The organism is Paenibacillus rubinfantis (genome assembly GCF_001486505.1).
GTDB lineage: Bacteria > Bacillota > Bacilli > Paenibacillales > Paenibacillaceae > Fontibacillus > Fontibacillus rubinfantis.
Genome location: NZ_LN909065.1, coordinates 1,299,246 through 1,323,777, shown reverse-complemented (window position 1 = coordinate 1,323,777; position 24,532 = coordinate 1,299,246). Strand labels below are relative to the sequence as shown.

At 53.8% G+C, this 24,532-nt stretch carries 21 protein-coding genes, 11 tRNA genes and 1 rRNA gene; 29 read left to right on the top strand and 4 right to left on the bottom strand.

All coding sequences use genetic code 11. The features are described 5' to 3' along the window. Positions 1 to 151: 151 nt before the first annotated feature. The 21 genes from rrf (at position 152) to yajC (ending at position 9,927) form a co-directional block, all read left to right on the top strand. Positions 152 to 268: ribosomal RNA gene (gene rrf / locus BN3277_RS17505) — 5S ribosomal RNA — on the top strand. A 5-nt stretch (positions 269 to 273) separates the two neighbouring features. Then, positions 274 to 346 (top strand) — tRNA-Asn (locus BN3277_RS17500). A 65-nt stretch (positions 347 to 411) separates the two neighbouring features. Beyond that, positions 412 to 503 (top strand) — tRNA-Ser (locus tag BN3277_RS17495). Between the two features lie 17 nt (positions 504 to 520). Then, a tRNA-Glu gene (locus BN3277_RS17490) sits at positions 521 to 592 on the top strand. Between the two features lie 20 nt (positions 593 to 612). Beyond that, positions 613 to 688: transfer RNA gene (locus BN3277_RS17485), tRNA-Val, on the top strand. A 17-nt stretch (positions 689 to 705) separates the two neighbouring features. Continuing rightward, a tRNA-Met gene (locus BN3277_RS17480) sits at positions 706 to 779 on the top strand. A gap of 36 nt (positions 780 to 815) precedes the next feature. Then, positions 816 to 892: transfer RNA gene (locus BN3277_RS17475), tRNA-Asp, on the top strand. 26 nt (positions 893 to 918) lie between these two features. Next, positions 919 to 994, top strand: a tRNA-Lys gene (locus BN3277_RS17470). A 15-nt stretch (positions 995 to 1,009) separates the two neighbouring features. Next, positions 1,010 to 1,084 (top strand) — tRNA-Gly (locus BN3277_RS17465). Between the two features lie 11 nt (positions 1,085 to 1,095). After that, positions 1,096 to 1,169, top strand: a tRNA-Arg gene (locus BN3277_RS17460). An 8-nt stretch (positions 1,170 to 1,177) separates the two neighbouring features. Then, positions 1,178 to 1,257: transfer RNA gene (locus tag BN3277_RS17455), tRNA-Leu, on the top strand. A 159-nt stretch (positions 1,258 to 1,416) separates the two neighbouring features. Beyond that, positions 1,417 to 1,902, top strand: coding sequence for a nucleoside deaminase (locus BN3277_RS17450; protein WP_059044730.1), 486 nt, complete (start codon positions 1,417 to 1,419; stop codon positions 1,900 to 1,902). Between the two features lie 74 nt (positions 1,903 to 1,976). After that, a tRNA-Pro gene (locus tag BN3277_RS17445) sits at positions 1,977 to 2,050 on the top strand. Between the two features lie 138 nt (positions 2,051 to 2,188). Continuing rightward, positions 2,189 to 2,869, top strand: a complete 681-nt coding sequence (locus tag BN3277_RS17440; RefSeq protein WP_059044728.1) for a BofC C-terminal domain-containing protein — start codon at positions 2,189 to 2,191, stop codon at positions 2,867 to 2,869. A 194-nt stretch (positions 2,870 to 3,063) separates the two neighbouring features. Next, positions 3,064 to 3,567, top strand: a complete 504-nt coding sequence (gene ruvC / locus BN3277_RS17435; protein ID WP_059044725.1) for a crossover junction endodeoxyribonuclease RuvC — start codon at positions 3,064 to 3,066, stop codon at positions 3,565 to 3,567. Further along, positions 3,564 to 4,184: a Holliday junction branch migration protein RuvA gene (gene ruvA / locus BN3277_RS17430; RefSeq protein ID WP_059044723.1), complete on the top strand. Its 621-nt coding sequence runs from the start codon at positions 3,564 to 3,566 to the stop codon at positions 4,182 to 4,184. Before ruvC ends, ruvA begins: the two co-directional genes overlap by 4 nt. 32 nt (positions 4,185 to 4,216) lie before the next feature. Then, positions 4,217 to 5,221, top strand: coding sequence for a Holliday junction branch migration DNA helicase RuvB (gene ruvB, locus BN3277_RS17425; RefSeq protein ID WP_059044931.1), 1,005 nt, complete (start codon positions 4,217 to 4,219; stop codon positions 5,219 to 5,221). 120 nt (positions 5,222 to 5,341) lie between these two features. Then, the gene (locus BN3277_RS17420) at positions 5,342 to 7,366 is read left to right on the top strand and encodes a SpoIID/LytB domain-containing protein (protein ID WP_082691513.1); all 2,025 of its coding nucleotides are present in this window, start codon (positions 5,342 to 5,344) and stop codon (positions 7,364 to 7,366) included. Positions 7,367 to 7,374: 8 nt separating this feature from the next. Next, positions 7,375 to 8,403, top strand: coding sequence for a tRNA preQ1(34) S-adenosylmethionine ribosyltransferase-isomerase QueA (gene queA, locus BN3277_RS17415; RefSeq protein ID WP_059044722.1), 1,029 nt, complete (start codon positions 7,375 to 7,377; stop codon positions 8,401 to 8,403). 36 nt (positions 8,404 to 8,439) lie between these two features. Beyond that, a complete protein-coding gene (gene tgt, locus BN3277_RS17410; RefSeq protein ID WP_059044719.1) occupies positions 8,440 to 9,579 on the top strand; it encodes a tRNA guanosine(34) transglycosylase Tgt in 1,140 nt (379 codons plus the stop codon). Positions 9,580 to 9,618: 39 nt separating this feature from the next. After that, entirely contained in the window at positions 9,619 to 9,927 is a 309-nt protein-coding gene (gene yajC, locus BN3277_RS17405; RefSeq protein WP_059044717.1) for a preprotein translocase subunit YajC, read from the top strand. 36 nt (positions 9,928 to 9,963) lie between these two features. Here the strand turns inward: yajC and BN3277_RS17400 are convergent, their stop codons facing one another. Continuing rightward, a complete protein-coding gene (locus tag BN3277_RS17400) occupies positions 9,964 to 10,809 on the bottom strand; it encodes a phosphatase PAP2 family protein (protein WP_059044715.1) in 846 nt (281 codons plus the stop codon). Between the two features lie 79 nt (positions 10,810 to 10,888). After that, on the bottom strand, positions 10,889 to 11,281 hold the full coding sequence (locus BN3277_RS17395; protein ID WP_059044713.1) for a TIGR04086 family membrane protein: 393 nt from the start codon (positions 11,279 to 11,281) through the stop codon (positions 10,889 to 10,891). 218 nt (positions 11,282 to 11,499) lie between these two features. On the opposite strand from BN3277_RS17395, the gene BN3277_RS17390 reads away from it, so the two are divergent. Then, positions 11,500 to 12,207, top strand: coding sequence for a DUF421 domain-containing protein (locus BN3277_RS17390; protein ID WP_059044711.1), 708 nt, complete (start codon positions 11,500 to 11,502; stop codon positions 12,205 to 12,207). A 19-nt stretch (positions 12,208 to 12,226) separates the two neighbouring features. Here the strand turns inward: BN3277_RS17390 and BN3277_RS17385 are convergent, their stop codons facing one another. Further along, entirely contained in the window at positions 12,227 to 13,840 is a 1,614-nt protein-coding gene (locus tag BN3277_RS17385; RefSeq protein ID WP_059044708.1) for a putative polysaccharide biosynthesis protein, read from the bottom strand. Positions 13,841 to 14,089: 249 nt separating this feature from the next. Here BN3277_RS17385 and BN3277_RS17380 point away from each other — a divergent pair, with 249 nt between their 5' ends. From BN3277_RS17380 to BN3277_RS17355, 6 genes are all read left to right on the top strand, one after another. Next, positions 14,090 to 14,332 (top strand): post-transcriptional regulator, encoded by a 243-nt coding sequence (locus BN3277_RS17380; protein WP_059044927.1) that lies wholly within the window; start codon positions 14,090 to 14,092, stop codon positions 14,330 to 14,332. 120 nt (positions 14,333 to 14,452) lie between these two features. Beyond that, complete coding sequence (gene secD / locus BN3277_RS17375) at positions 14,453 to 15,706, top strand: protein translocase subunit SecD (protein WP_059044706.1); 1,254 nt, start codon at positions 14,453 to 14,455, stop codon at positions 15,704 to 15,706. After that, the gene (gene secF / locus BN3277_RS17370; protein WP_059044704.1) at positions 15,696 to 16,589 is read left to right on the top strand and encodes a protein translocase subunit SecF; all 894 of its coding nucleotides are present in this window, start codon (positions 15,696 to 15,698) and stop codon (positions 16,587 to 16,589) included. The genes secD and secF overlap by 11 nt, the downstream gene beginning before the upstream one ends. Positions 16,590 to 16,703: 114 nt before the next feature. After that, complete coding sequence (locus tag BN3277_RS17365) at positions 16,704 to 17,660, top strand: cation diffusion facilitator family transporter (protein WP_059044702.1); 957 nt, start codon at positions 16,704 to 16,706, stop codon at positions 17,658 to 17,660. Between the two features lie 44 nt (positions 17,661 to 17,704). After that, positions 17,705 to 20,110, top strand: coding sequence for a single-stranded-DNA-specific exonuclease RecJ (recJ, locus tag BN3277_RS17360; RefSeq protein WP_059044926.1), 2,406 nt, complete (start codon positions 17,705 to 17,707; stop codon positions 20,108 to 20,110). Positions 20,111 to 20,167: 57 nt separating this feature from the next. Continuing rightward, the gene (locus tag BN3277_RS17355) at positions 20,168 to 20,680 is read left to right on the top strand and encodes an adenine phosphoribosyltransferase (RefSeq protein ID WP_059044700.1); all 513 of its coding nucleotides are present in this window, start codon (positions 20,168 to 20,170) and stop codon (positions 20,678 to 20,680) included. A 70-nt stretch (positions 20,681 to 20,750) separates the two neighbouring features. Here BN3277_RS17355 and uraA read toward each other — a convergent pair whose 3' ends face one another. Beyond that, positions 20,751 to 22,037, bottom strand: coding sequence for a uracil permease (uraA, locus tag BN3277_RS17350; protein ID WP_059044699.1), 1,287 nt, complete (start codon positions 22,035 to 22,037; stop codon positions 20,751 to 20,753). Between the two features lie 317 nt (positions 22,038 to 22,354). On the opposite strand from uraA, the gene BN3277_RS17345 reads away from it, so the two are divergent. After that, a complete protein-coding gene (locus BN3277_RS17345; RefSeq protein WP_059044697.1) occupies positions 22,355 to 24,532 on the top strand; it encodes a RelA/SpoT family protein in 2,178 nt (725 codons plus the stop codon).

The following is a 24,532-nucleotide window of genomic DNA, read 5'->3' as shown; positions in this document are numbered from 1 at the left end:
ATGGAGCTGACAGGTACTAATCGGTCGAGGGCTTATCCAAACAACTCCAAAAAGTGGCGTCAGGCTGAACAAGCCGATTCGAGCACTTGAGGAGACTAACACGCAAATTCGTTTCGTATCCAGTTTTCAGGCGATCAAAACGCTTGAACCGTTTGGTGGCGATGGCGGAGGGGTTCCACACGTTCCCATCCCGAACACGACCGTTAAGCCCTCCAGCGCCGATGGTACTTGGACCGAAGGGTCCTGGGAGAGTAGGACGCCGCCAAGCAATGTTCCCTGATAGCTCAGTCGGTAGAGCACTCGACTGTTAATCGAGTTGTCACAGGTTCGAGTCCTGTTCGGGGAGTACTCCTGGAAGGAAGCAAATGTGCCTTGCATATTTGCTTCACTTCTGGGGAAACCAACTCATATGGAGAGGTGTCCGAGTTGGCCGAAGGAGCACGATTGGAAATCGTGTAGGCGTCACAAGCGTCTCGAGGGTTCGAATCCCTCTCTCTCCGCCAGCAAGGACTTTATTCGTGGCCCGTTGGTCAAGGGGTTAAGACACCTCCCTTTCACGGAGGTAACAGGGGTTCGAATCCCCTACGGGTCATTCTTCACCATCCCAGGTATGGAGGCTTAGCTCAGCTGGGAGAGCATCTGCCTTACAAGCAGAGGGTCGGGGGTTCGATCCCCTCAGCCTCCACCATATCGATTTTTTACTGACGCGGGGTGGAGCAGCCCGGTAGCTCGTCGGGCTCATAACCCGAAGGCCGCAGGTTCAAATCCTGCCCCCGCAATTATCCTCAATCTTGAGGATGTCCTAATCAAAGTGTGGAGCCGTGGTGTAGAGGCCTAACATGCCTGCCTGTCACGCAGGAGACCGCGGGTTCGAATCCCGTCGGCTCCGCCATTTATCTTCATCGTTTTCATTTGTACGAGCCATTAGCTCAGTTGGTAGAGCACCTGACTTTTAATCAGGGTGTCGAAGGTTCGAGTCCTTCATGGCTCACCAGTTTCATATTGTTTTGCGGACGTGGCTCAGCGGTAGAGCATCGCCTTGCCAAGGCGAGGGTCGCGGGTTCGATTCCCGTCGTCCGCTCCATAACTTCATACGCGCCCTTAGCTCAGCTGGATAGAGCGTTTGACTACGAATCAAAAGGTCAGGAGTTCGAATCTCTTAGGGCGCGTACTCTTTGCCGGTGTGGCGGAATTGGCAGACGCGCGCGACTCAAAATCGTGAGGGAAACCGTGGGGGTTCGAGTCCCTTCACCGGCATTAAACAAGACAGGTTCATCGTTAGCTTTCGGGCTGGCGTTTGAATCTGTTTTTTGTTTTTTTGCACAAACCTCGCAGATGACCGTAGTTACTGCCTGGGGTTGCGAGTTATAATGCGAAGAAAAACAGTGCGGAGCACGCCGGAGGGGAGCTGTAGCGATGACGTTAACTGCCAGAGAACCTAGCGATTGGATGGAAATCGCCATTCGTGAAGCGGTTGAGAACGTCCACCATGTGCATGGGGGCCCGTTTGGAGCGATTGTCGTCAAGGACGGGGAGATCATCGGGATCGGACGCAACCACGTCACGGCTTTAAAAGATCCGACGGCGCATGCCGAGGTACAGGCGATTCGGGAGGCGTGCCGCTATCTCAACGATTTTCAGTTGAAGGGCTGTACCCTATATACCAGCTGCGAGCCTTGTCCGATGTGTATCGGGGCGATATACTGGGCGCGCCCGGATGCGGTGTATTTTGCCTGTACGAAAGAGGAAGCTGCGAATATTGGATTTGATGATCAGTTTATTTATGAAGAAATCGCCCTTCCTATGACTCAGCGAACCATTCCGATGAAGCAGATGCGAACGGCTCAAAGCCTGCTTCCTTTTCAGGCCTGGAGAACCTCAACCGATAAAATCGAATATTAAATGTTGACTTCTGCGTACAGGTCGCTATAATAGAAAAAGTGGCCCGATTTTTTAGATCGGTAAACCATTGCTTTCGGGACGTAGCTCAGCTTGGTAGAGCACCTGGTTTGGGACCAGGGGGTCGCATGTTCGAATCGTGTCGTCCCGATCCATAAAGCAGTCATCCTTCTCTAGGATGGCTGTTTTTTCGTTTCGACCCCGGAAGGCACCCTCGTTTTCCAAAATTGAATAAAGCCTCTCGCTATCGGCCACAATAGAGACAAAAGTCCGATAGAAGGGGATAACCGTGAATATCTTCCAAATCAAAAAACATCTGAAAAAACGATGGAGAAGATGGAGACGCGCCATATGGACCGCCAGCGCCCTTGGTTTGATTGCGGTGATGGCTTGGATGGGGCTGCCGTTATCCGAGCAGATGGAGAAGCTGATGGCCCGCGAACCGATGGTGATCGAAACCTTGGGGAATTGGCAAGAAGTTACCCCAAATGCCGATGAGGAGTGGCTGCTGGACCTGGAAGAAGATAAATCGCGAATCGTCCATTTAACGAAAATATATACCTGCGGTGAAGAAAGCAGCGTGCTCGGCATCATGAAGCCGGAGGAAATCGCTACCCTGATGAAAGACCACCCAACGTGGGAAGGACGGCTTGGGGCAGGCGGCGACGTTTGGATCGAGGAAAAAGTCGACGGCCTTTCCGACACCTGCAAAACTCGAGGGTACATCGGTTTGGATAAGGACGGCAATTTGACGTTGTTTGACGGACCTCCTAAGAAGGAAAAGGTGATCCGCACTTTTTTTCAAATGGACGTGGAGATGATGGAGAGCGCTCTGCCAGCTGAAGTGATTCAACAACTGCAGCAGGGAATCCGCATTCAGGATGTGGAGGAGTACAATAGCGTGTTGTCCACCTTCAGCGACTTTGCGATCGAGCCGTCGGAGAGGGTCATGCAGCAGAATGAAGAATAATGATTGATGAAAAGACGTTACCGGGTAACGTCTTTTTTGTTTTTCCGGAGGGATTTCTGGCGCTACAAAGTTTTTCCTCAATCATTAGCGATCTTTTGCTATAATAAAGTGAATACATATGTTCGCTTTACGCGGGATAGGGCTCCATCCGAGGATCATGGGGGAGTTTAAGCAACGATAGGGAGAGATGAGCCTTGCGTATACTTGGAATTGACCCCGGCATTGCGATTGTGGGGTTCGGATTTATCGATAAACAGGGCAGTAAAGTTACGCCGGTGCAATACGGATGTATCCAAACCGAAGCCCATACGCCGGAGGAAGAACGACTCATGCATGTGTATGAGGCGATGGTTCAGTTGATTGACAAATACAAACCGGAAGCGGTCGCATTCGAGAAGCTGTTTTTTAATCGGAACGTCACGACGGCGATGTCGGTCAGCCAAGCGAGGGGCGTGCTGGTGCTTGCTGCAGCGCAGAAAGGGCTCCCGATTGCGGAGTACACCCCAATGCAGGTGAAGCAGGCGATCGTAGGATATGGCAAAGCTGAAAAACGGCAGGTGCAGGAAATGACGCGGATGTTCTTGAAGCTTCAGGCGATCCCGAAGCCGGACGACGTGGCAGATGCATTAGCGGTAGCTGTTTGCCATGCGCATTCTTACACATTAAATTCTAAAATAAACGAGGTATTGCGTTCATGATCGATTTTTTGCGGGGCCAGATTGCCCATTTGGAAACAGAGTACGTCGTCTTGGATGTGCAGGGTGTAGGGTATCGGGTGTTTTGTCCGAATCCGTACGCTTTGGCAACTAAAGGGCAAGAAACGGTGACGGTATATACCCACCACCATGTGCGTGAGGATGCGATCCTGCTGTTCGGATTCCCGACCCGCGAGGAGCAGAAGCTGTTTCGCAAGCTGATTGAGGTATCCGGTATCGGCCCGCGTGTAGCGCTTGGTATTTTAAGCGGCGGCAATCCAGATCATGTCGTAGCGGCGATTCATCAGGAGAACATTGCGTTTCTGACGAAGCTGCCGGGGATTGGGAAGAAGACGGCTCAGCGGATGATTTTGGACCTCAAGGACAAGCTGGAGGGCGTCGGTGGCACGTTGTTTGATCCGATGCCTGCGGATCGTGGCGAGTCCTTGCGGGATGGCGGAAATCCGGGATGGCCGGAGGCGCGTGAAGGCTTGAAAGCGCTGGGGTATACCGAAGCGGAGCTGGACAAGGTATGGCATCGCCTGAAAGACGATGTCGGGCCGGACGAGGCGGTGGATTCCGTCATGAAGAAGGCGCTCAAGCTGCTGTACGCCGGCTAAGGATAAGGACAGGAAGGGGAGCTTAGCGCATGATGGAGGACCGGATCATTTCCGCGAATTTAATGATGGAAGACCAGGCGGTGGAGTTAAGCCTGCGGCCGCGTTTTTTGGCGGAATATATCGGACAGAACCAGATCAAGGAGAATTTGAAAATATACATCGAAGCGGCGAAAATGCGTAAGGAAGCGTTGGACCACGTGCTGTTGTACGGGCCGCCGGGACTTGGCAAAACGACGTTGGCCAACATCATCGCCAACGAGCTTGGTGTGAATTTGCGCACGACTTCGGGACCGGCGATTGAGCGTCCCGGGGATTTGGCCGCGCTGTTGACCAATCTGCAGGAAGGCGATGTCTTGTTTATAGACGAGATTCACCGACTGCATCGCACCGTAGAGGAGGTGCTGTATCCAGCCATGGAGGATTTCGCGCTGGATATTATGATCGGCAAGGGGCCAAGCGCCCGGTCGGTCCGGCTGGACCTGCCGCCTTTTACGCTGGTTGGCGCCACGACGCGGGCAGGGCTCCTGTCGGCACCGCTGCGCGACCGTTTTGGGGTTGTCAGCCGCCTGGAGTTTTATAACATCGATGAGCTCAGCTATATCGTGTCGCGGGGCGCGGATATTTTCGGCATCGAAATGGTGGGCGATGCGGCGACGGAAATCGCGCTTCGTTCGCGGGGGACGCCGCGGATCGCCAACCGCCTGCTGAAGCGCGTACGCGATTATGCTCAGGTGCGGGGCGATGGTATGATTACCACGGAGATCGCCAAAGAAGCGCTGCAGATGCTGCAGGTTGACCCGATGGGCCTGGACCTGATCGACCATAAAATGCTGCGCGCGATGATTACGAGCTTCCGCGGCGGGCCCGTGGGGCTGGATACAATTGCCGCGACCATCGGCGAGGAAAGCCAAACGATCGAGGACGTCTACGAGCCTTACTTGCTGCAGATCGGATTTCTGCAACGGACGCCGCGTGGACGCATGGTGACACCGGCAGCGTATCAGCATTTAGGTCTGCCGATGCCGGAGACACCTTAACTTTATTAACGAAGCCCATAGGCATCATGGAGGAGGAGAGCGGGTTTGAAACGTACAGCACGGACAATTTCGTTAACAAGATGGGGGAAAGGAATACTGGCAGGCTTGCTGCTGGCCGGGATGCTTCACCTTCCGGCAGCGGCCGACGATTCGGATACATCTCGCGTTCGCGTGGCCATGTACCTGGACCTGGGCAGCACCTATAAATCGACCACACCGGCCGTGACCATCAAAACAGCGGCCGCAGCGGAGGCTGGTTTTGACCTCAACTCGGGGGGAGTGCCTTGGCTCCAATTGGGAGCGGGCGGAACGGCAAGGTTTAGCGTCAACGGATATAAGGTTAAAGCGTTGGAATCCGCAGATTGGGCCACGGTAGCGGCTGCGGTCAAGAAGCTGCAAGGCACGGCGGATAAGCCGGTTGCCTACGCGGTTGATCTTGGAGGCGGCACGGTATACCGCGTGTATACGGGACCGTATGTGAGTGCGGCGGAAGCGCAAAAAGCGGCGGAACGAGTTACCCAAACGTTGTCCGCTTCCTTGAAAGGCGCCAAGGCGGAAGCTCGCGGGACATTGTACATCTCCGCCGGCTCGTTTGCGAGTCAGGCGGAAGCTGAGAATCTTCGCCAAACGTTGTCCGCCCAGCATGCGGAGGCGGTTGTGGCGATGACCGGGCCGCAGCAATATGCGGTATGGGCTGGCGGCGCGTTGAGCGCAGCGGAGCAGTCCGCGCTCCAAACCGAGTTGGCCGGACTGCAACCGGGTTATTCCTGGGCTCCGGTCAACGAAAACGCCCCTGCCTTGCTCCTGCATCGGGACGTGACGTTAAATGTGGATGCCCCTGCTGGGGTTGACCATTACGAGTTAACCGGAGAAGGCGCCAAATTGACGATCCGGGATCAGGGCAATTCACCGATTCAGGTAGTGGAGCGTTCGGCGCGCAGCTATCGCGGGGATTTTGAGATTAGTAAAGTGAACGGTCAACTGGCACTCGTTAACGAGCTGCCGTTAGAGCAATATCTGTATTCCGTTGTCGCCGGCGAAGTCCCGTCATCTTGGCCCCAAGAGGCGTTGAAGGCTCAGGCGGTCGCGGCGCGAAGCTATGCCCTTTATAATGCGGGGCTAAACAAGTTCAAAGTCGCCGGACTTGTGGATACGACTTTAAGCCAAGTGTACAATGGGACGGAGAAGGAAGTGTCCAGCATCGTGCAGGCCGTGGATGCCACAGCGGGAGAGGTGCTGGTGACAGCGAACGGACAAATCGTGGAAGGAATCTTTGCATCCAACAGCGGCGGGGTGACGGCCGATTCGAGCGAGGTGTGGGGGAATGTGAATCCGATCTATTCCAGCGTGCCCAGCGATGGAGACGAATCCGCGCAAGCCTCGTTGAAATCGTGGTATCAGGTACTGCTGTCGAACGGAATCACAGGATACGTTCGTGAAGACAACACCGCGCTTAATGGGACAACGCCGGCAGGTTTGCAGAAGCTGACGGTGACGACCAGCAACGTGCTGGTTCGGAAGCTGCCGCTTATTCAATCCGATGTGGAGCCCCTGGCGAAGCTGAATCCGGGCGACCAAGCCATCGTATTGGACAAGGTGCCAGAATCCAGCTCCTATGCGTGGATCCGCGGTCCTTACAGCTCGGAGGAGCTGGTGAAGACCCTGAAGGGCAAAACGTCAACGGAAGCCCCCTCCCCGATTTTGAATTTGGAGATCACCCAGCGGGGGCCATCCGGACGTGTGACACAGGTCAAAGCCAACGGCCAGCCACTGGACGTCAAATATCCGGATACGTACCGCTCCGCTCTGGGCGGCTTGCCTAGCACCTTGTTTGATATCGTCCAAACCGGGCGTTATACTGTACAAGGTGCAGGAGGAGTGGCAGGGACAGGGACAGCCACGTCGGCAACGACAATTCAGTCGGCTTCAGGCAAGACGACGGCCAGTGGCAAGCTGGTTGTGATGAGCGGCGACAAGACGGCTCGCGTGGTTGAACCGACGAACCAGTTCGTCTTCGTTGGACGCGGAAACGGCCACGGCCTAGGGCTTTCCCAGTGGGGGGCCAAAGGATTGGCTGACTCCGGGTATGATTACCGGCAAATCTTGCAACACTACTACCAAAATGTGACTCTCGTTAAGGAATGAAGATACCGATGAATGTGGATCTATACGATTTCGAGCTCCCGGAGGAGCTCATCGCCCAAACGCCGCTGGCCGAGCGCACCGCTTCGCGCCTGTTGACGTTAAATAAGGAAACCGGGGAAATTCGCCATCATACGTTTTCCGATATTTTGGCGTATTTGCAGCCGGGCGATACGCTGGTGCTAAATGACACGCGGGTGATTCCAGCCCGCTTGTTTGGCGTCAAAGAGGACACCGGGGCCAAAGCTGAGGTGCTGCTGCTCAAAAATTTGGGCGACGACCGATGGGAAGCCTTGGTCAAACCCGGCAAGAAACTTAGAAGCGGAGCGATCATCGTATTTAGCGATGAGCTTCGTGCAACCGTAGAGTCCGAGGGAGATATGGGCGGACGGGTGCTGCGGTTCGCTTATGAAGGGATTTTTAACGAAATTCTCGATCGACTGGGCCAGATGCCGTTACCTCCTTACATTAAGGAGAAGTTAGATGACCGCGAACGTTATCAGACGGTGTACTCCAAACACGAAGGGTCGGCCGCCGCGCCAACCGCGGGTTTGCATTTTACCGAAGAATTGCTGGATCAGGTGCGAGCCAAAGGAGTGACGATCGCTTTCGTCACGCTGCACGTCGGACTGGGCACGTTCCGGCCGATGTCGGTGGACCGGGTGGAGGATCATGTCATGCATGAAGAATATTTTGTACTGCCGCAGGAGACCGCCGACATCCTGAATGAAACAAAAGCTCGCGGCGGCAGAGTCGTGGCCGTTGGGACGACTTCGGCCCGGACGTTGGAGACGGTAGCCCAACGATGCGGCAACGGTCCCATCGTCAAAAGCAGCGGCTGGACGGGCATCTTTATTTATCCCGGCTATCGGTTTGGGTTGGTGGATGTGCTTCTCACAAACTTCCATCTTCCGAAATCAACGCTGGTGATGCTGGTCAGCGCACTGGCGGGCCGGGAGCGGATCCTGAACGCTTATCAGGAAGCGATCGACTTGAAGTACCGGTTTTTCAGCTTCGGCGACGCCATGTTGATTTACTAAATGCACATTTAAATAAGTAGAGGACGGTTGATCAGATTGGCAGCAGCAATAACCTATGAGCATATTAAGACCTGCAAGCAGTCCGGCGCCCGACTGGGGCGCGTGCATACGCCGCACGGCTCGTTCGACACGCCGGTGTTTATGCCGGTGGGAACGCAGGCCACTGTGAAAACGATGAGTCCGGAAGAACTCAAGGAAATGGATGCGCGGATTATCTTAAGCAATACGTACCATCTCTTTTTGCGGCCGGGACATGAGATTATTCGCGAAGCGGGCGGACTGCATAAATTTATGAATTGGGACCGCGCGATTTTGACCGACAGCGGCGGGTTTCAGGTGTTCTCGCTCAGCGAAATGCGCAAAATCACGGAGGAAGGGGTACATTTCCGCTCCCACTTGAACGGTGATAAGCTGTTCCTTTCCCCGGAAGTGGCGATGGAAATTCAAAATGCGCTGGGCTCGGACATTATGATGGCATTTGACGAATGCCCGCCATATCCAGCGGATTACGACTATGTGAAGAACTCGCTGGAGCGTACGACCCGTTGGGCAGAACGGTGCCTGCAAAGCCATGCCCGTCCGCAGGATCAAGGGTTGTTCGCCATCGTTCAGGGCGGCATGTACGAGGACCTGCGCAAGCAAAGCGCCCGTGATTTGACTTCATTGGATTTCCCGGGGTATGCTATTGGTGGACTGAGTGTTGGCGAGCCTAAGCCGCTAATGTACGAAATGCTGGAATATACCGTTCCCCTGCTGCCGGCGAACAAGCCGCGTTATTTAATGGGGGTCGGATCGCCGGATGCGCTGATTGAAGGGGCGATTCGTGGCGTCGACATGTTCGACTGCGTGCTGCCGACCCGGATCGCGCGCAACGGCACAACGATGACCAGCCAGGGCCGCCTTGTTGTACGCAACGCTCAGTATGCCAACGATTTCGGACCGCTGGATCCCGAATGCGACTGCTACACCTGCCGAAATTACTCCAGGGCGTATCTCCGCCACCTGATCAAAGCCGACGAGACGTTTGGGCTGCGATTAACTACATACCATAATCTGCATTTCCTCATTAATCTGATGGGCAAAGTCCGTCAGGCGATTATGGACGATCGGTTGTTGGATTTCCGGGATGAATTTTTTGAGCAGTACGGTCTGTTTGGCAATGACAAAGGATTTTAAGAAATACCGTTAGTTCGATTTTGGAAAGGGGGATAAGACATGTTCTTTCAGTATGCCGCACAACAGCCGGCCGGCGGTAGTTCGCTGGTCACCATGATCATTCCGTTTGTTATTATGATCGCCGTTTTTTACTTCCTACTGATTCGCCCGCAGAAGAAAAAGCAGTCGCAGCGCACTACGATGCTGAATGCTCTTAAGAAAGGCGACAAGATCGTGACCATCGGCGGATTGCACGGAACGATTATGGAGCTGACCGACGATACGGTGGTACTTCGCGTTAATGATGTCACCAAGTTGACGTTTGACCGCAGCGCCATCAGTCACGCGATCAAGGAGTCGGAAGGTTAATTTCCGATTAGGAAATCAAAGCAAAGAGCCTGTATTTTACAGGCTCTTTTTTATGGCTTGATGTGGATTAAGGCTTTCGGGCCGCGAAGTGTTCGCCAAACGCTTCCCCCAAGCAAGGCCGAAATAAGAGGCCGAAACGGCCAGCACCGATCCCCCAAGCATGTCCGTTAACCAATGAATCCCCAAATAAAAGATCGAAAACAGAATGATCGCCGAACAAACCGCTGCAAACCAGCCCCAGCGCCGATTTCCGGAGCGCATCGCCAAAATGGCCATCGAGACGGAGACCGAGGTGTGCAGGCTGGGGAAACAGTTATTCAGACCGGATAAAGGGCGGTAAACCTGCTCGAATTGCGGAAAGACCTCCAGCATATAAAAAGAAGCGCCGGATGGAGCATACGACCACACCTCGTTCACGGGGAACAGCAAATAAAAAGGAATCGCCACCAAGTAATTTAGAATGACGGTGCAGCAAGTGGCATAAAACATGGGCAGACGGTTATCAGACGCATAAATCCCCAGCGAAGCAAGAATGAGCGCTTGAAACACGACTAAATAGAAAAAGCCGGCCACTTCGGTTACGGCAGGGTCGTGAAACAGGCTTTGGAATGAGGCGACGAAATGGCCTTCGAGCTTTAGAATCCACGGCGTAAAATCCATATCATAGGAAAGATGATTTTCCAGTAACAATTCGTATTTGTTTAACAGCAAAACGCCGACGGTCAACAGCAGGAGCCACAGCAAATGCCTTGCCTTGATCAGTTGACGAAACAAGGATATAACGGCATGCCAGGGCGCGCGAAGCGTGTTAGCCCAGATGATCAACAGAACGGAAAAAGCGGTCAGCCAGGATATGCCGGACATGGAATGATACACATACATGATACAGGACGACCTCCCCATGGAGATATCGATAGGACTAAGTCCAACTTACCATGAATGGAGGCCGCCGTAAAACCCGTTACTTCCTGCCCAAATTTACTCCGATCATGCCGCCAATCGCACCGATAACAAACCCCGGCAAGATTAACCCCCATTCCTGGAGCCCCAGCGAAGTATCCATCGCCAAGAAGCTGATCAGCAGCAGGAGCAGTACATACAGCGCCCCAGTCAGAGCCCCTTGATACCAACCTTTCTGTTTGGCGCGTTTACCGGATACGATGCCTCCAAATAGAACGGCAACGGCATGAACGAGATAGGTATAAACCGTCATTTCCACTTCCTCAAGCATGTCGCCTTGCAGCAATAAGGATAAAATGAGTGCGCCAATCATCATCCACAAAAATCCGTACCATAACCCGGCGACGGTGGGCTGGGACAAACGAATCCCCAATAATCGGCGGATCAAATGCATCGAGTTTGGCCTCCTGTCCTCCATGTCTTCGACAGACGTTTTACCACATTTTATGGTCAAGCTTATCCGGTTAGACCTGACTTGGCCAAATTGAGCTAGGAAGATTCTTGCAGGCTTCCCTTATAATAACCTGTGATATTTCGCATGGAATGGGGAGGGGGCGGTCAGAATAGCTATACCATGTTTTGTGTGAGCTTCTAGCCGGAGGAGGAATTGGCATGGTCGAGCACATGGCAAACCATATCTTCCGAACCGTCCTCATGTATTTCTTGGTGTTCGGAGTCATGCGTATTATGGGAAAAAGAGAAATCGGCGAGCTGTCCATCTTCGACCTGGTGATCTCGGTAATGATTGCGGAAATCGCCGTTTTTGCTCTGGAAGATATCGATCGGCCGATCTATGACGGAATCGTTCCGATGTTAACCCTGCTGTTGATTCAAATCGCCATCGCCATGCTGTCGCTTCGTTTCCGTAAAGTGCGGCTGTGGTTTGACGGTGAACCCAGCGTCATTATTCGGAACGGGCAGATCAACCGCAAAGAAATGAGGCGCCAGCGTTATAACCTGGACGATTTACTGATGCAGCTGCGTTCGCAAAAGATCGATAGCGTCGCGGATGTCGAGTTTGCCGTGCTGGAAACAAGCGGTCAGCTGAGCGTGATCCCCAAAGAGAAATCCGAAGGGGGAGGAGCGCATCCCAAAAAGAAGGAAGCCAAACTCTCCGCCAAAATCAAATACGAGGCGCTTCCGCTGCCGCTGATTATGGACGGCAAGGTCTATGACGAGAACCTGCGGCAAATCGGAAAAACCCGCTTTTGGTTGAAAAACGAAATCCAAACCAAAGGCTTATCAGATTTTAAGCAGGTGTTCTTCTGCAGCATCGATCATAACGGAAAGTTGTATATCAATGCGATGGACGAGAAGTAAGCGGGGGGGGGGATTGCGATCATTTTCGGAACCATTTCCCCAACACCGGGAGACGTTTGAGGTCCTGCAGATCAAACAATCCCATGATTCCGGCGAGCGCCAAATACAACAAGCCGGATAACAGGGCCGCCATTAAGAACTGCCATCCCATTTGCGAACTGAGGACGAGGTTCTTATATAAATAGTCCGCAGCGGCAGCCATAATGACCATCGCTGCACCTACCTTAAGCATATCCAGGTAAGGCAAGCGGTAGCGGAGCGTCTTGGATACGCTGTACCCATGCATCACCGTAACGACAACAAAGTTGATGATGATGGCGATAATCGCGCCGTAGATTCCCAAATCCGGGTTGGAGGCCAGATAGAAAATCAACGAGATTTTGATGATCGCCCCCACCAGCGTGTTGATCAGGGCGCGACCCGGTTTATCCAAAGCTTGCAGCGTTGCCTGCAGCGGAGTTTGGATATAGAGCAGGAGGGCAAATGGCGCCATGATTTTGAGCATGCCGCCAATCGTATCGTCGTTATAAACGAGTCGGCAAATCGGTTCGGCCAGAACGAACATGATCGCGGCAAAAGGAGCGCCGGTAACCAGTGCCAGCCGTAAGGATTGGTGCAGCCGCAAATGAATCGTTTTAACATCGCCCCTCGCTTGCGCTTCGGCCAGAGAGGGGACCAGCGACACGGCGAGCGATGAGGTTAACGCCCCGGGAAGCAACAACAGCGGGATGATCATCCCCTGCAACGCCCCGTATTGTGAGGTGGCCACGGCCACCCCAATGCCGGCGATGGCCAGGCTTCGGGCGGTCGTAATCGATTCCAGCAGGTAGGAGAGCGAACCCACCAGCCGGCTGCCTGTGACCGGAATAGCGATACGCAAAATTCGCCGCAGCGTAGCTCCGAACGGGGCTGTTGCAGGGGTGGACGATACATCAGGGTCGGCAGGCGTGGCAGTGGGTTCCGCCTTCTCGCTTGCTTTCGTGTTTTCCAGCCGCTCGCGCCGCTGCAGCCGTCGATATTGCCACAGCAGAACACCCATGCCGACCACTTCACCGGCTACTACGCCAAGCATCGCCCCAGCGGCCGCGTAAGCGATCCCCATGGGGAGCAGGAGATAGGAAAACCAGAGGACGCCGATGATCCGGGCAACGGTCTCCATAATCGAGGAGACCGCCGAGGGGATCATATCCTGCTTCCCTTGGAAATAGCCGCGATACACCGAGGAGACGGACACGATGATAATCATCGGGCTCATGGCGATAAACGTATGGTATACGCGCGGATCGGTCAAGACGTACCGGGTCACCCACGGCGCGCCAAACAGGCAGAGAAAGGTGAACAGAAAGCCCGCAGCCGTCGTAAACACCAAGCTTGTCCGCAAAATCGACACAGAACGTTCGGGTTTACCCGAGGATTCCGCTTCCGCTACCAACTTGGCTACGGCCAGCGGAATCCCTCCGGTAATAATCGTCACCAGCACGAGAAAAAACGGATATCCGAGCTGATACAGCCCAACGCCTTCGGCCCCGATCACCCGGGGCAGCATGATGCGCGGAATGAAGCCCAGGAGTCGGTTCACGATCCCTGCCACCAGCAGGATCATCGTACCCTGGATAAAGGTTTGTTTATTCAATCGAAACTCCACTCCCCCGGCAGCCTTCGATCTCCTTAAGCTGATTGCCGATCAGCTGCCTAATAAACTCGTTAGCGAGGCGGTACAACCTCTCTCTTCATGGATATGACAGACCTGTCCCGGTTCATGCCTTGTCTTTTTTGCAGGATTCGCAAATGGAAGAACTCTTCTAAGCAGGATTCAGAGATTTAGGGTAGAATGTAATAAGACGGGTTTTCGAAGGAGGCTTGGAGCGTGGCTGAAGATCAAATGACGGACCAACAACTTAACGAGGCTATCGAGAGCTTGTGTCGCAGCAAAGCCGAGGAGTTCCGGCTTATCGGGTACGAGCATATCACCGGACCTGACATTTGGGAGTGTATCAGCCATAAATACGAGAAGGGTGGAATCCCTCCCTTGTATCAACTGGTGAATGACATTCTTTCTCTGAAAGTAACCCAATTTATGAACTATATGACGATGTCCGCCTATCGGGGATCCCGTTTGGATTGAATGGGGTCTTTTTTTCGTGCCGGTCGTTAATCAAATTGACAATATTAGATAAATTGACTGGTTTTTCGGCCATCGCTATAATAGGAATATTGAGAATTTGAAAGGGGAAAGAAGTACGGGATGAAAAGAATTATCGCATTCATAACCGTCGTGGTTGTCTCGTTTGGCATCATGGCTTGGACAACCCCCGACCTGTTGAAGAACGTACGTCTCGGCCTTGATCTGAAAGGCGGCTTTGAGATTTTATATGAAGCCAGTCCGCTGGAAGGCGGAAGCGAGGTCACGAGAGAATCCTTAATCCAAACGGCGAAAAGCCTGGAGGACCGGGCGAACAAGCTGGGGACAAGCGAGCCGGAAGTCACAACGGAAGGCACCAATCGGATTCGCTTGAAGCTGGCTGGCGTTACCGATGAGGCTACGGTACGTAAGACGATGAAGGAACCAGCTACGCTGACGTTCCGCAGCAAGGACGGCACGGAGAAAAACGCCGATGAATACAACAAAATTGAAATGATTGGCACGGATTTTGCGGCCAACGGAGCCAAGCTGGAGTTCACCCAAATGAACGAACCGGTGGTCAGTATCAAAGTGAACAGCAAGGATAAATTTGCCGAAGTGACCAAACGGTTGCTGGGGCAACCGCTGGCGATTTATATGAACGATGAGTTGGTCTCCGATCCGGTCGTTCAAGCGGTCCTGAGCGACGGAAGCGCTCAAATCAGCGTGGGCGGAGACTTGGCGAAGGCCAAGGAACTGCGCGACAAAATCAACCTTGGCGCACTTCCGCTTCAATTGACGGAGAAATATTCGCAAAGCATCGGCGCAACATTGGGTAAGCAATCGCTGGACAAGACGATTGAAGCCGGCCTGATTGGCTCTCTCTTCATTCTGTTGTTCATGATTGGCATGTACCGGGTACCCGGTCTGATTGCCTCGTTTACCCTAATCGTACACACTTGGTTGCTCATCCTTGTGTTCGTTTGGGCAGACTTTACGCTTACCCTGCCGGGGATTGCGGCGTTTATTCTCGGGATCGGGATGGCGGTTGACGCCAATATCATTACCAATGAACGGATTCATGAGGAAATGCGGACCGGTAAGAGCATTATGTCCGCAGTAAAAGCGGGGGACAAGCATTCCCTGCGTACCGTGCTGGATTCGCAGATTACGACGATCATCGTTGCGGCCGTGATGTATGCGTATGGTACGGGGGCCGTTAAAGGTTTTGCTTTGGTGCTCATCGTGGAAATCGTACTCAGTATCGCCACGAATATCTATCTCTCCCGTTTCCTGCTGAACCTGCTGCTTAAAGCCGGCAAGCTGTTGAAACCGAAGTATTTCGGTGTGAAGGAGCGTGACATTCGTGAGCTTTAAAAAGAACCTAGATTATGTCCATCTAAGTAAATACTTCTACACCCTGTCCATCGTCTTGACGATTGCCGGTATCATCTGTTTGTCGTTCTTCGGCTTGAACTACAGCGTGGATTTCAAAGCGGGTTCCAATGTTGACATCGCGTTATCCAAGTCGTTGACGGCTGAACAAATCGATCCGATCCTGAAGAACTTGGGCATTGATGACGGAGCAACGATCAGTGCCGGTGAAGACCGGATGAATATCCGGTTTACAAAAGTCTTAAACGAAGATAACGATGCGAAATTAAAAGCGGAAATTACGAAGTTGGATGAGAAGGCTTCGTTTGAAGTGAATACCGTTGATCCGGAAATGGCTAGGGAGCTGGCACGTAATGCGATTTATGCCGTGTTGATTTCCTGCCTCGGGATCATTATCTACGTGAGTATCCGCTTTGAATGGCGGTTTGCTCTCGCCGCAATCGTGGCGCTGCTGCATGACGCCTTTATGGTGATCGCCGTCTTCTCGATCTTCCGGCTTGAGGTTGACTTGACCTTTATCGTTGCCGTATTGACGATTATCGGCTATTCGATTAACGATACGATCGTTATTTTTGACCGGATTCGTGAAAACCTGCGGTTTTCCAAGCAGAAGACCCGTCAGGACCTGATCAAGCTGGTCAACGAGAGCGTGTCGCAAACGATTATGCGTTCGTTGTATACCGCATTAACGGTGTTCGTAGCGGCCTTCTTCCTCTTCCTGCTGGGTGGGGAATCGATCCGGATGTTCTCGCTGGCAATGGTAATCGGCCTGTTATTCGGGGCGTATTCCTCCATCTTTATCGCCAGCCCGCTCTGGTTCGTATTGAAGAGCAAACAAAAGCATAAACCGGCCAAAGCATCCTAAACGGCTGCTATGCCTGAGTGAACCGCCAATACTTTTAGCCGGATAAGGATCGAGCCGCGTCTCTGGACGCGGCTTTCGGCTCTTATCCGTTTTACGTGCATCAGGAGGGGGATTATGACACGAGAACAAGCCGTTATTCCAGAGCCTGTATCCTGGACTGGCATTGTGGGGGATATCGTTTTGGCTGTCTTTTTGGGGACGGTGGGTCTGTTCTACGGCAGCTTGGCATTGCTGGCGGGGGCCTTATATTCCGCATACGACGCCGCTGCTAGCGTTGCCGCAAAGCTGCCCGGACCGGGGAATACCCGTGTGAAGCGAGTCGGATCGCTGTCCGCGAGCAAAGAGTCGCCCGAGCCGCTTCCGGCCATTTTTTTCTCCGTTTTTCTGCTCATGGGCGCTGTACAGCTGGGGATTGCGGCTTTCACGGACTTGACCGAGGGCGACACCGCTCCACCGGAGACCTTCGTCTTGGCAGCCGTGCTCCTATCGATGGCTTTACGGGAATCGTTGTTTCAAGTGAAGCTGCGGTTATCCCGCAGAAAGTCAAACGTCAATTTGCAGTCGCTGATCGAGAAACACCGCCATTCCCTATTCTCCTCCGTCGTGGTGCTCGCAGGGGTTTTTGGAGCGATGGGGGGGCAAGCCTGGGATGTGCCGGCTTTAGTATATCTTGAACCAAGTGCAGCGATCCTTGTTGCCTTGCATGTATTGATTCAAGTCTATGGGCTGGTGAAACGTTCCGTTTACGGTTCGCCTTCGTCCCATCTGCGCGAAGAGGATGCCGCTTCCTTAGTCGAAACGGTGCAGCGGGTGCACGGAGTGATTACCGTAGATGACTTGAAAGCGCAGGAGAGCGGGCATTACGTTACGGTGACCGCCAAAATCAGCGTCAACCCGAAGATTACCGTCATGGAAGCCCATGATATCGCCAATCGGGCCAAAATGCTGTTGCTTAACCGATTTACCCATATCACCGACGTCCGAATCCAAGTCGCGCCTTATGAGGCCGGATATCCGTACAAGAGCAACACCGAGGAATCCGACAGTGACTTACCGAACCTGCTTCAATAAGCTGGCCCCGGGTAGAATCAACAGGAAGAAAGAAGGTGCCGCTTTTGCTTCATGCCAAATATCGTTGGTCTCAGCTGCCCTGTGACGAAGCGTCTGCCAGCCGTCTCGCCAGCCAGCTGAACATTTCCCCGCTCCTTGCGTCTTTACTGGTGACACGGGGGATGGATCGCCTGGAGGAGGCGGAGCAATTCTTAAAAGGAAGTCTTGCAGACCAACATGATCCCCTGCTGCTTAGCGGGATGAAGGAAGCCGTCCCTCGGATCCGCCAAGCGGTGGAGAACGGGGAACGGATCCTGATTTACGGGGATTATGATGCCGACGGCGTTTCGTCCACAACTTTAATGATCCATCTGATGAGGCGCCTCGGCGCTACATATGACTATTACATTCCGCACCGGACCAAAGAGGGGTATGGCTTGCATATTCCGGTGCTGGAGCATTTTCATAAGAAGGGCTTTACGCTGATCGTCACGGTCGATACGGGGATCAGTGCGGTGGATCAGGTAGCTTATGCTCGTTCGGTCGGTATGGATGTGATCGTCACGGACCACCACGAGCCGCCGGCCATTTTGCCGGAAGCGTATACCTTAATTAATCCTAAGCTGCCTTACTGCTCGTATCCGTTTAAAGGGTTGGCCGGGGTTGGGGTAGCGTACAAGCTGGCTCAGGCCCTTCTGGGGGAGGACACTCCTGAAGCCTGGACGGAACTTGCTGCACTGGGGACGATCGCCGATTTGATGCCGCTAACCGGAGAGAACCGCGTGATCGTCAAGTCGGGTCTCGCATCGATGGCTCACTCAGCCTTCCCGGGGATGACGGCGCTGCTTGGGACATCCGGCTGGTCCAGCGGGGAAGTGACTTCGACGTCTGTCGCCTTCGGGTTAGCGCCGCGGATTAATGCCAGCGGCCGCATGAGCCATGCGAACCGAGCCGTCGCTTTGTTGACGGCGGAAAGCATGGAAGAAGCGGAGGTGATTGCCGAGGAGCTGGATGTCCTTAATAAAGAGCGTCAAATGCTCGTTGAGGACATGGTGCAAGAGGCGCTGCAGCAGCTGGAAAGCCAGGAGGAAGCGGAGGGATTGCCTGACGTTATCGTCGTTGCCGGCGAAGGCTGGAATGCCGGCGTCGTTGGCATCGTTGCTTCCAAATTGCTGGAGCGTTATTATCGCCCAACAATCGTGCTGGGGATCCACCCGGAAACGGGGGAGTGCAAAGGCTCAGCCCGTTCCATTCCCGGCTTTGATATCTACGAAGCGTTAACGGATTGCGCCGACCTGCTGGATCATTTCGGCGGGCATCCTTCGGCGGCAGGGATGTCTCTTGGCCGCGAGCGGCTGGAGGAATTCGGCCGCCGGTTGAATGCCTTTGCCGCCGGGCGGCTTCAACCGGAGCATTTCGTGCCGGTGTTGCAAACGGATTTGGCTTGTTCCTTGAAGGACGTTACGTTGCAGGCTATCGAGCAGCTCCAGCATTTGGCCCCGTTTGGTATGGCCAACACTTGCCCAAGATTGCTTCTCCGCGACCTAAAGCTCCTGGAGTGCAAGCAGATGGGCAAAGACGGGAAGCACTTGAAGCTGGTTCTGGGCCAGAACGGCAAAACCGTTGAAGCGGTCGCCTTTGGTAAAGGCGAATTGGCTTCACTGCTGACGGAGGAAGCCCGAGTGGATATCGTGGCGGAAGCGGGAATCAACGAATGGAACGGTTCGCGTAAGCCGCAGCTGATGATCCAGGACCTGGCGGTCTCACACCTGCAGGTGTTCGATTACCGCGGCTCCCGGAACCCGGGGCTGCTGCTGGATGAACTGCGTGGCAAGCTGGGCAAGCTGCCTGCCTGCGGTTCGGGAACCTCGGCCGTGGTGCTTAACGACGGTTCCGCATTTTTTCAGACCCTTGATTTGAAGGAGACCCCGGTTTGGGTATATGATAAGAACGTTGGCGTGCGCCCTGGCAATGACCTCGCACAAGCGGTGGGTTTCAATGCTGCGGTGACGCTATTCGTCCTGGAGCTGCCGGAATCGCCGATGGGCTGGACCGGGATGGTATCCGGGTTTACCGCGCTGGAGCGCATTTATCTGCTGCATTCCCCGCGCGCGCCGCAAGAGCGGATCGAACCGCCTTCCCGGGATCATTTCAAGCTGGTATACAGCTTAATCCATCGCGGCGCAGGACAAGGACTTCGCGAGGAAGAATTGATCGCTGCGCTGGCGACACGCACCGGGTGGTCCAGACGGATGGTGGAGATGGCGCTTGGGGTATTCGAAGAACTGGGATTTATTATCCGGGCAGCGGGGATGGTGCGGATCCATCCGTCTCCTTCCAAGCAGGCGCTGGAAACGTCAAGCCGTTACCGGGAACTGGGACTGCTGGCTGAAATCGAGCAGATGCTGCAGTACGGCCGGGTCCCCGAAATTACCGAATGGATGCTAACCCATATTCAGGGTGCTTCATAAATGATTTTTCGAGAGATGGAAACGATTCGCATGCATTTGAACTAGGAGGAGATTGGTTTGGATTTTAAAGAGTACATCCGGGTGATTCCTGATTTCCCTCAGCCCGGCATCAGTTTCAAGGACATTACCACGCTGCTGAACGACGGAGCGATGTATCGCAAGGCGGTTGACGAACTGAAACAGTTGGTTTCTCACCTCAAGATCGATTTGATCGCCGGTCCGGAAGCCCGTGGTTTCGTGGTGGGTGCCCCATTGGCTTACGCGCTTGGCGTTGGATTCGTGCCGATCCGCAAAAGCGGAAAGCTGCCTTACGAAACGATTGAGGTAGAATACGACCTGGAATACGGCAAAGACCGGTTGGCCATGCACAGCGATGCGGTGAAGCCGGGGCAAAACGTGCTGATTGCCGACGATTTGCTGGCTACCGGGGGAACGATTTCGACCTCTGTGAATCTGGTTCGCCAGTTGGGCGGTAATGTGGTGGGCACCGCATTCCTCATTGAACTCAGCGAGCTGGATGGGCGCAAGAAGCTGCCGGGAATCGATGTATTCTCACTGGTTCAATATTAATAGTAATAAAAGGGACGGTTCCACAAGCTTGTGTGGAACCGTCCCTTTTTTATTTGAATGACGCAGGCTCCTAGTGTGCGGCGTCTTCGTGATCATTGCTTAATTTCAGCACTTGGATCAGCTTAAAGAACAAGCTGAGCAGGATGCCAACGATCGTGGCCAAGGCCATCCCCTTCAGCGCTACATGGCCCATGGTCAGTGTGGTTCCGCTGAGGCCGATGACCAACACGACGGTCGTCAACAGCATATTCGTGGGTTTGGAGAAGTCTACCTTCTGCTCTACGAAGATCCGCAAGCCTGAGGCCGCGATAACCCCAAACAGCAGCAGAGACACGCCGCCCATCACCGCAGGAGGAATATTGGCGACAATCGCCGAGAACTTCCCGGAGAAGGACAGCAGGATGGCAAAGATAGCTGCCCCGCCGATAACGAACACGGAATACACGCGGGTCAAAGCCATGACGCCGATGTTCTCCCCATAGGTTGTGTTCGGCGTCGAGCCAACAAAACCGGAGAGAATCGTGGAGATCCCGTTCCCCATCAGCGACCGGTGAAGCCCCGGGTCCTTGGACAGGTCTTTACCCACGATGTTGCTTGTCACCAACAGGTGGCCGATATGCTCAACGATAACGACCAGGGCAACCGGCACGATCGAGATGATTGCGGAGGTATCCCATTGCGGGGTAGTGACCGTCGGCAAGCTAAACCACTTGGCTTGTCCAATGGCTTCGGTGTTCACCTCGCCCATGAAATAAGCAAGTACATAACCAACCACGATCCCGATCAGGATGTGAATGATCTTCGGAAATCCGCGGAACATGACGGCGCCAAGTACCGTAACGCCTAACGTCACAAGCGACAGCGTGATGTGCGTCCCGTTGGGCGTCCAGCCCTCCGAGCCGTCGCTGATCCATCCGGCCATGCTGGCCGCAACCGGAATCAACTCGAGGCCGATCAGGGCCACGATGGCGCCCATGGCAGCCGGTGGAAACACGACGTCGATCCACTTGGTGCCCGCGTATTTAATCAGCATCGCAATCACGACGAAGATGACGCCGGTGACGATAAACGCGCCAAGGGCCATGGCATAACCGTTCCCCGGGTGACTGATGATCACCGCTTGAACCGGTGCGATGAAGGCAAAGCTGGAGCCCAAATAAGCGGGGATTTTTCCTTTACAGATCAGGATGTACAGCAGGGTGCCGATACCGTTCATCAACAGGATCATGCCGGGGTCTACGCCAAACAGGTTGGGTACCAGCACCGTGCTTCCGAACATGGCAAATAAGTGCTGCAGGCTTAACAGCACGCCCGGTCCAAACGGGACTTTCTCATTCACTTGAATTTCACGTTGCAACGCATTCACTCCTCTATAGGTACGTTCATAAGATAACTATCCTTAATAGGATAATGACAATGCCGACAATTTTCAACAGAAATTTGCTTGACTTTTGGTTTTTCTCTAGACATCTTTCCCTTTCACTGCCTGCCGTCATACAGGCGGGAAATCTGCGGGGTGGCGCAGGGGGGTGTCCGCGACGGGGAGACAATACCTGGAGTTGACGGGAGGGAACGCAAGAGTCATAATTATAGGAAATCAAAATGAGGCGAATTATGCTCTTGTATGCGTTTTTTCAGTATATTTTCATATAGAAAGGAATCAACAGGATCTCAATGGGCATAGAGCAATTACTCGAAAAGGCGTCTGCCTATATAAAGGAACCGGATCTCGATCGGATTCGGGAAGCGTACGAGTTTGCGGACGAAGCCCATCACGGACAGGTTCGCAAATCCGGGGAACCTTATATTCTTCATCCTTTGGCTGTGGCTGATATTGTTGTGAACATGCAGATGGATGCGCTGTCGGTCATTGCGGCCCTGCTTCATGATGTGGTTGAAGACACGACGGTGTCTCTAAAAGAGATACAGGAGAATTTCGGCAGCGATTGCGCTTTGCTCGTTGACGGGCTAACCAAGCTGGAGCGGATCAAATTCCAATCCAAAGAGGAGCAGCAGAACGAGAACTATCGCAAAATGTTCATCGCGATGGCGCAGGACATCCGGGTAATCGTCATTAAATTGGCGGACCGGCTGCACAATATGCGGACCCTGAAATACCAGTCGGAAGAAAGCCAGCGCCGGATCGCTTACGAAACGCTGGAGATTTTCTGTCCGATCGCCAACCGGCTCGGGATCTCCGCCATCAAATGGGAAATGGAAGATATCGCCCTGCGATATTTAAACCCGCAGCAGTATTACCGAATCGCCAACTTGATGCGCAAGAAACGGGCGGAGCGCGAGGAATACATCAAGAACGTCATCGCCCGTATTGCCGAGAAGCTGGAGGAGATGGGCGTACAGGCGGATTTGTCGGGGCGTCCTAAGCATATTTACAGCGTATATAAGAAAATGACGATGAAAAACAAGCAGTTCAACGAAATTTACGATCTGCTGGCGATTCGCATCATCGTGGACAATATCAAGGATTGTTACGCGACCCTGGGGATCATCCACACGTTGTGGAAGCCGATGCCGGGTCGGTTTAAAGATTATATCGCCATGCCGAAGGCGAACATGTACCAGTCGCTGCATACGACGGTCGTTGGCCCAAACGGGGAACCCACGGAGGTTCAGATCCGCACTTGGGAGATGCACCGGACGGCCGAATACGGGATCGCGGCGCATTGGGCCTATAAAGAAGGCACCGGAACAGGTGGCTTGGAAAATAAAATCACGTTCTTTAACGAAATCCTGGAGCTTCAGCATGAAGCGAAGGATGCTTCGGAGTTCGTGGAATCGCTGAAAATGGATTTCTTCTCGGACCTCGTCTTTGTGTTTACGCCGTCCGGAGAGGTTATCGAGCTCCCGGCGGGCTCCGTGCCTTTGGATTTTGCCTACCGCATCCATACGGAGGTCGGTAATCGGACGATCGGGGCCAAGGTGAACGGACGAATTGTGCCGCTGGACCATCGACTGAAAACCGGGGATATCGTGGAGATTTTGACGTCTAAGCATTCGTACGGTCCTAGCCAGGACTGGCTGAAAATCGCTCAATCTTCCCATGCTCGCAGCAAAATCAAGCAATGGTTCAAGAAGGAAAAACGCGAAGAAAACGTGGAAAAAGGGCGCGAAGCGATCGAACGCGAGCTGAAGCGAGCGGGGATCGAGCCTTCCCAGTGGATGAGCGACGACAAGCTGCTGGAGGCGGCGAAGAAATACGCCTTCAATGACATCGACGACATGCTGTCGGCGATCGGGTTCGGCGGGATCACGGCCTCGCAGGTTGTGACGAAGCTGACCGAGAAGCTGCGCAAAGAGCAGGAAGAGGCCGCCGGACACATCGAGTTAACCTCGGAGGTCAAGGAGGTCAAGGCGCCGGAAGAACGTCGACATCGTCCAACGAACGGCGTTGTCGTGAAGGGAATCGATAATCTGCTAGTTCGCTTTGCCCGCTGTTGTAACCCGGTGCCGGGCGACGACATCGTCGGCTATATTACGCGCGGACGCGGCGTATCGGTGCATCGCAGCGATTGTCCGAACATTCCGGGCGGAGGAGACGGCGAGGAAGCGGCGCGCGTTATCGACGTGGAATGGGAAGAAGCGATCGAGGCGAACTACAGCGTTGATATCGAAATCACCGGTCACGACCGCCGGAACTTCCTGAACGAAGTGCTGCAGGCCGTGTCGGAGAGCAAAACGAATATTTCGGCCGTTTCGGGCCGATCGGATAAGAACAAGATGGCTTTGGTGCATATGACGATCCTGATCCGCAATACCGATCATCTGCAGTCCGTTGTGGAGAAAATCAAGCGGGTGAAGGATGTATACACGGTCCATCGGATCATGCAGTAA

Coding starts and splice junctions, on each gene's coding strand:
- secD (WP_059044706.1), top strand. CDS start 14,453: ATGAAAAGAATTATCGCATTCATAACCGTCGTGGTTGTCTCGTTTGGC.
- BN3277_RS17395 (WP_059044713.1), bottom strand. CDS start 11,281: ATGCATTTGATCCGCCGATTATTGGGGATTCGTTTGTCCCAGCCCACC.
- BN3277_RS17345 (WP_059044697.1), top strand. CDS start 22,355: ATGGGCATAGAGCAATTACTCGAAAAGGCGTCTGCCTATATAAAGGAA.
- queA (WP_059044722.1), top strand. CDS start 7,375: ATGAATGTGGATCTATACGATTTCGAGCTCCCGGAGGAGCTCATCGCC.
- BN3277_RS17390 (WP_059044711.1), top strand. CDS start 11,500: ATGGTCGAGCACATGGCAAACCATATCTTCCGAACCGTCCTCATGTAT.
- BN3277_RS17365 (WP_059044702.1), top strand. CDS start 16,704: ATGACACGAGAACAAGCCGTTATTCCAGAGCCTGTATCCTGGACTGGC.
- BN3277_RS17450 (WP_059044730.1), top strand. CDS start 1,417: ATGACGTTAACTGCCAGAGAACCTAGCGATTGGATGGAAATCGCCATT.
- yajC (WP_059044717.1), top strand. CDS start 9,619: ATGTTCTTTCAGTATGCCGCACAACAGCCGGCCGGCGGTAGTTCGCTG.
- ruvA (WP_059044723.1), top strand. CDS start 3,564: ATGATCGATTTTTTGCGGGGCCAGATTGCCCATTTGGAAACAGAGTAC.
- ruvB (WP_059044931.1), top strand. CDS start 4,217: ATGGAGGACCGGATCATTTCCGCGAATTTAATGATGGAAGACCAGGCG.
- BN3277_RS17400 (WP_059044715.1), bottom strand. CDS start 10,809: ATGTATGTGTATCATTCCATGTCCGGCATATCCTGGCTGACCGCTTTT.
- BN3277_RS17420 (WP_082691513.1), top strand. CDS start 5,342: ATGCTTCACCTTCCGGCAGCGGCCGACGATTCGGATACATCTCGCGTT.
- BN3277_RS17380 (WP_059044927.1), top strand. CDS start 14,090: ATGACGGACCAACAACTTAACGAGGCTATCGAGAGCTTGTGTCGCAGC.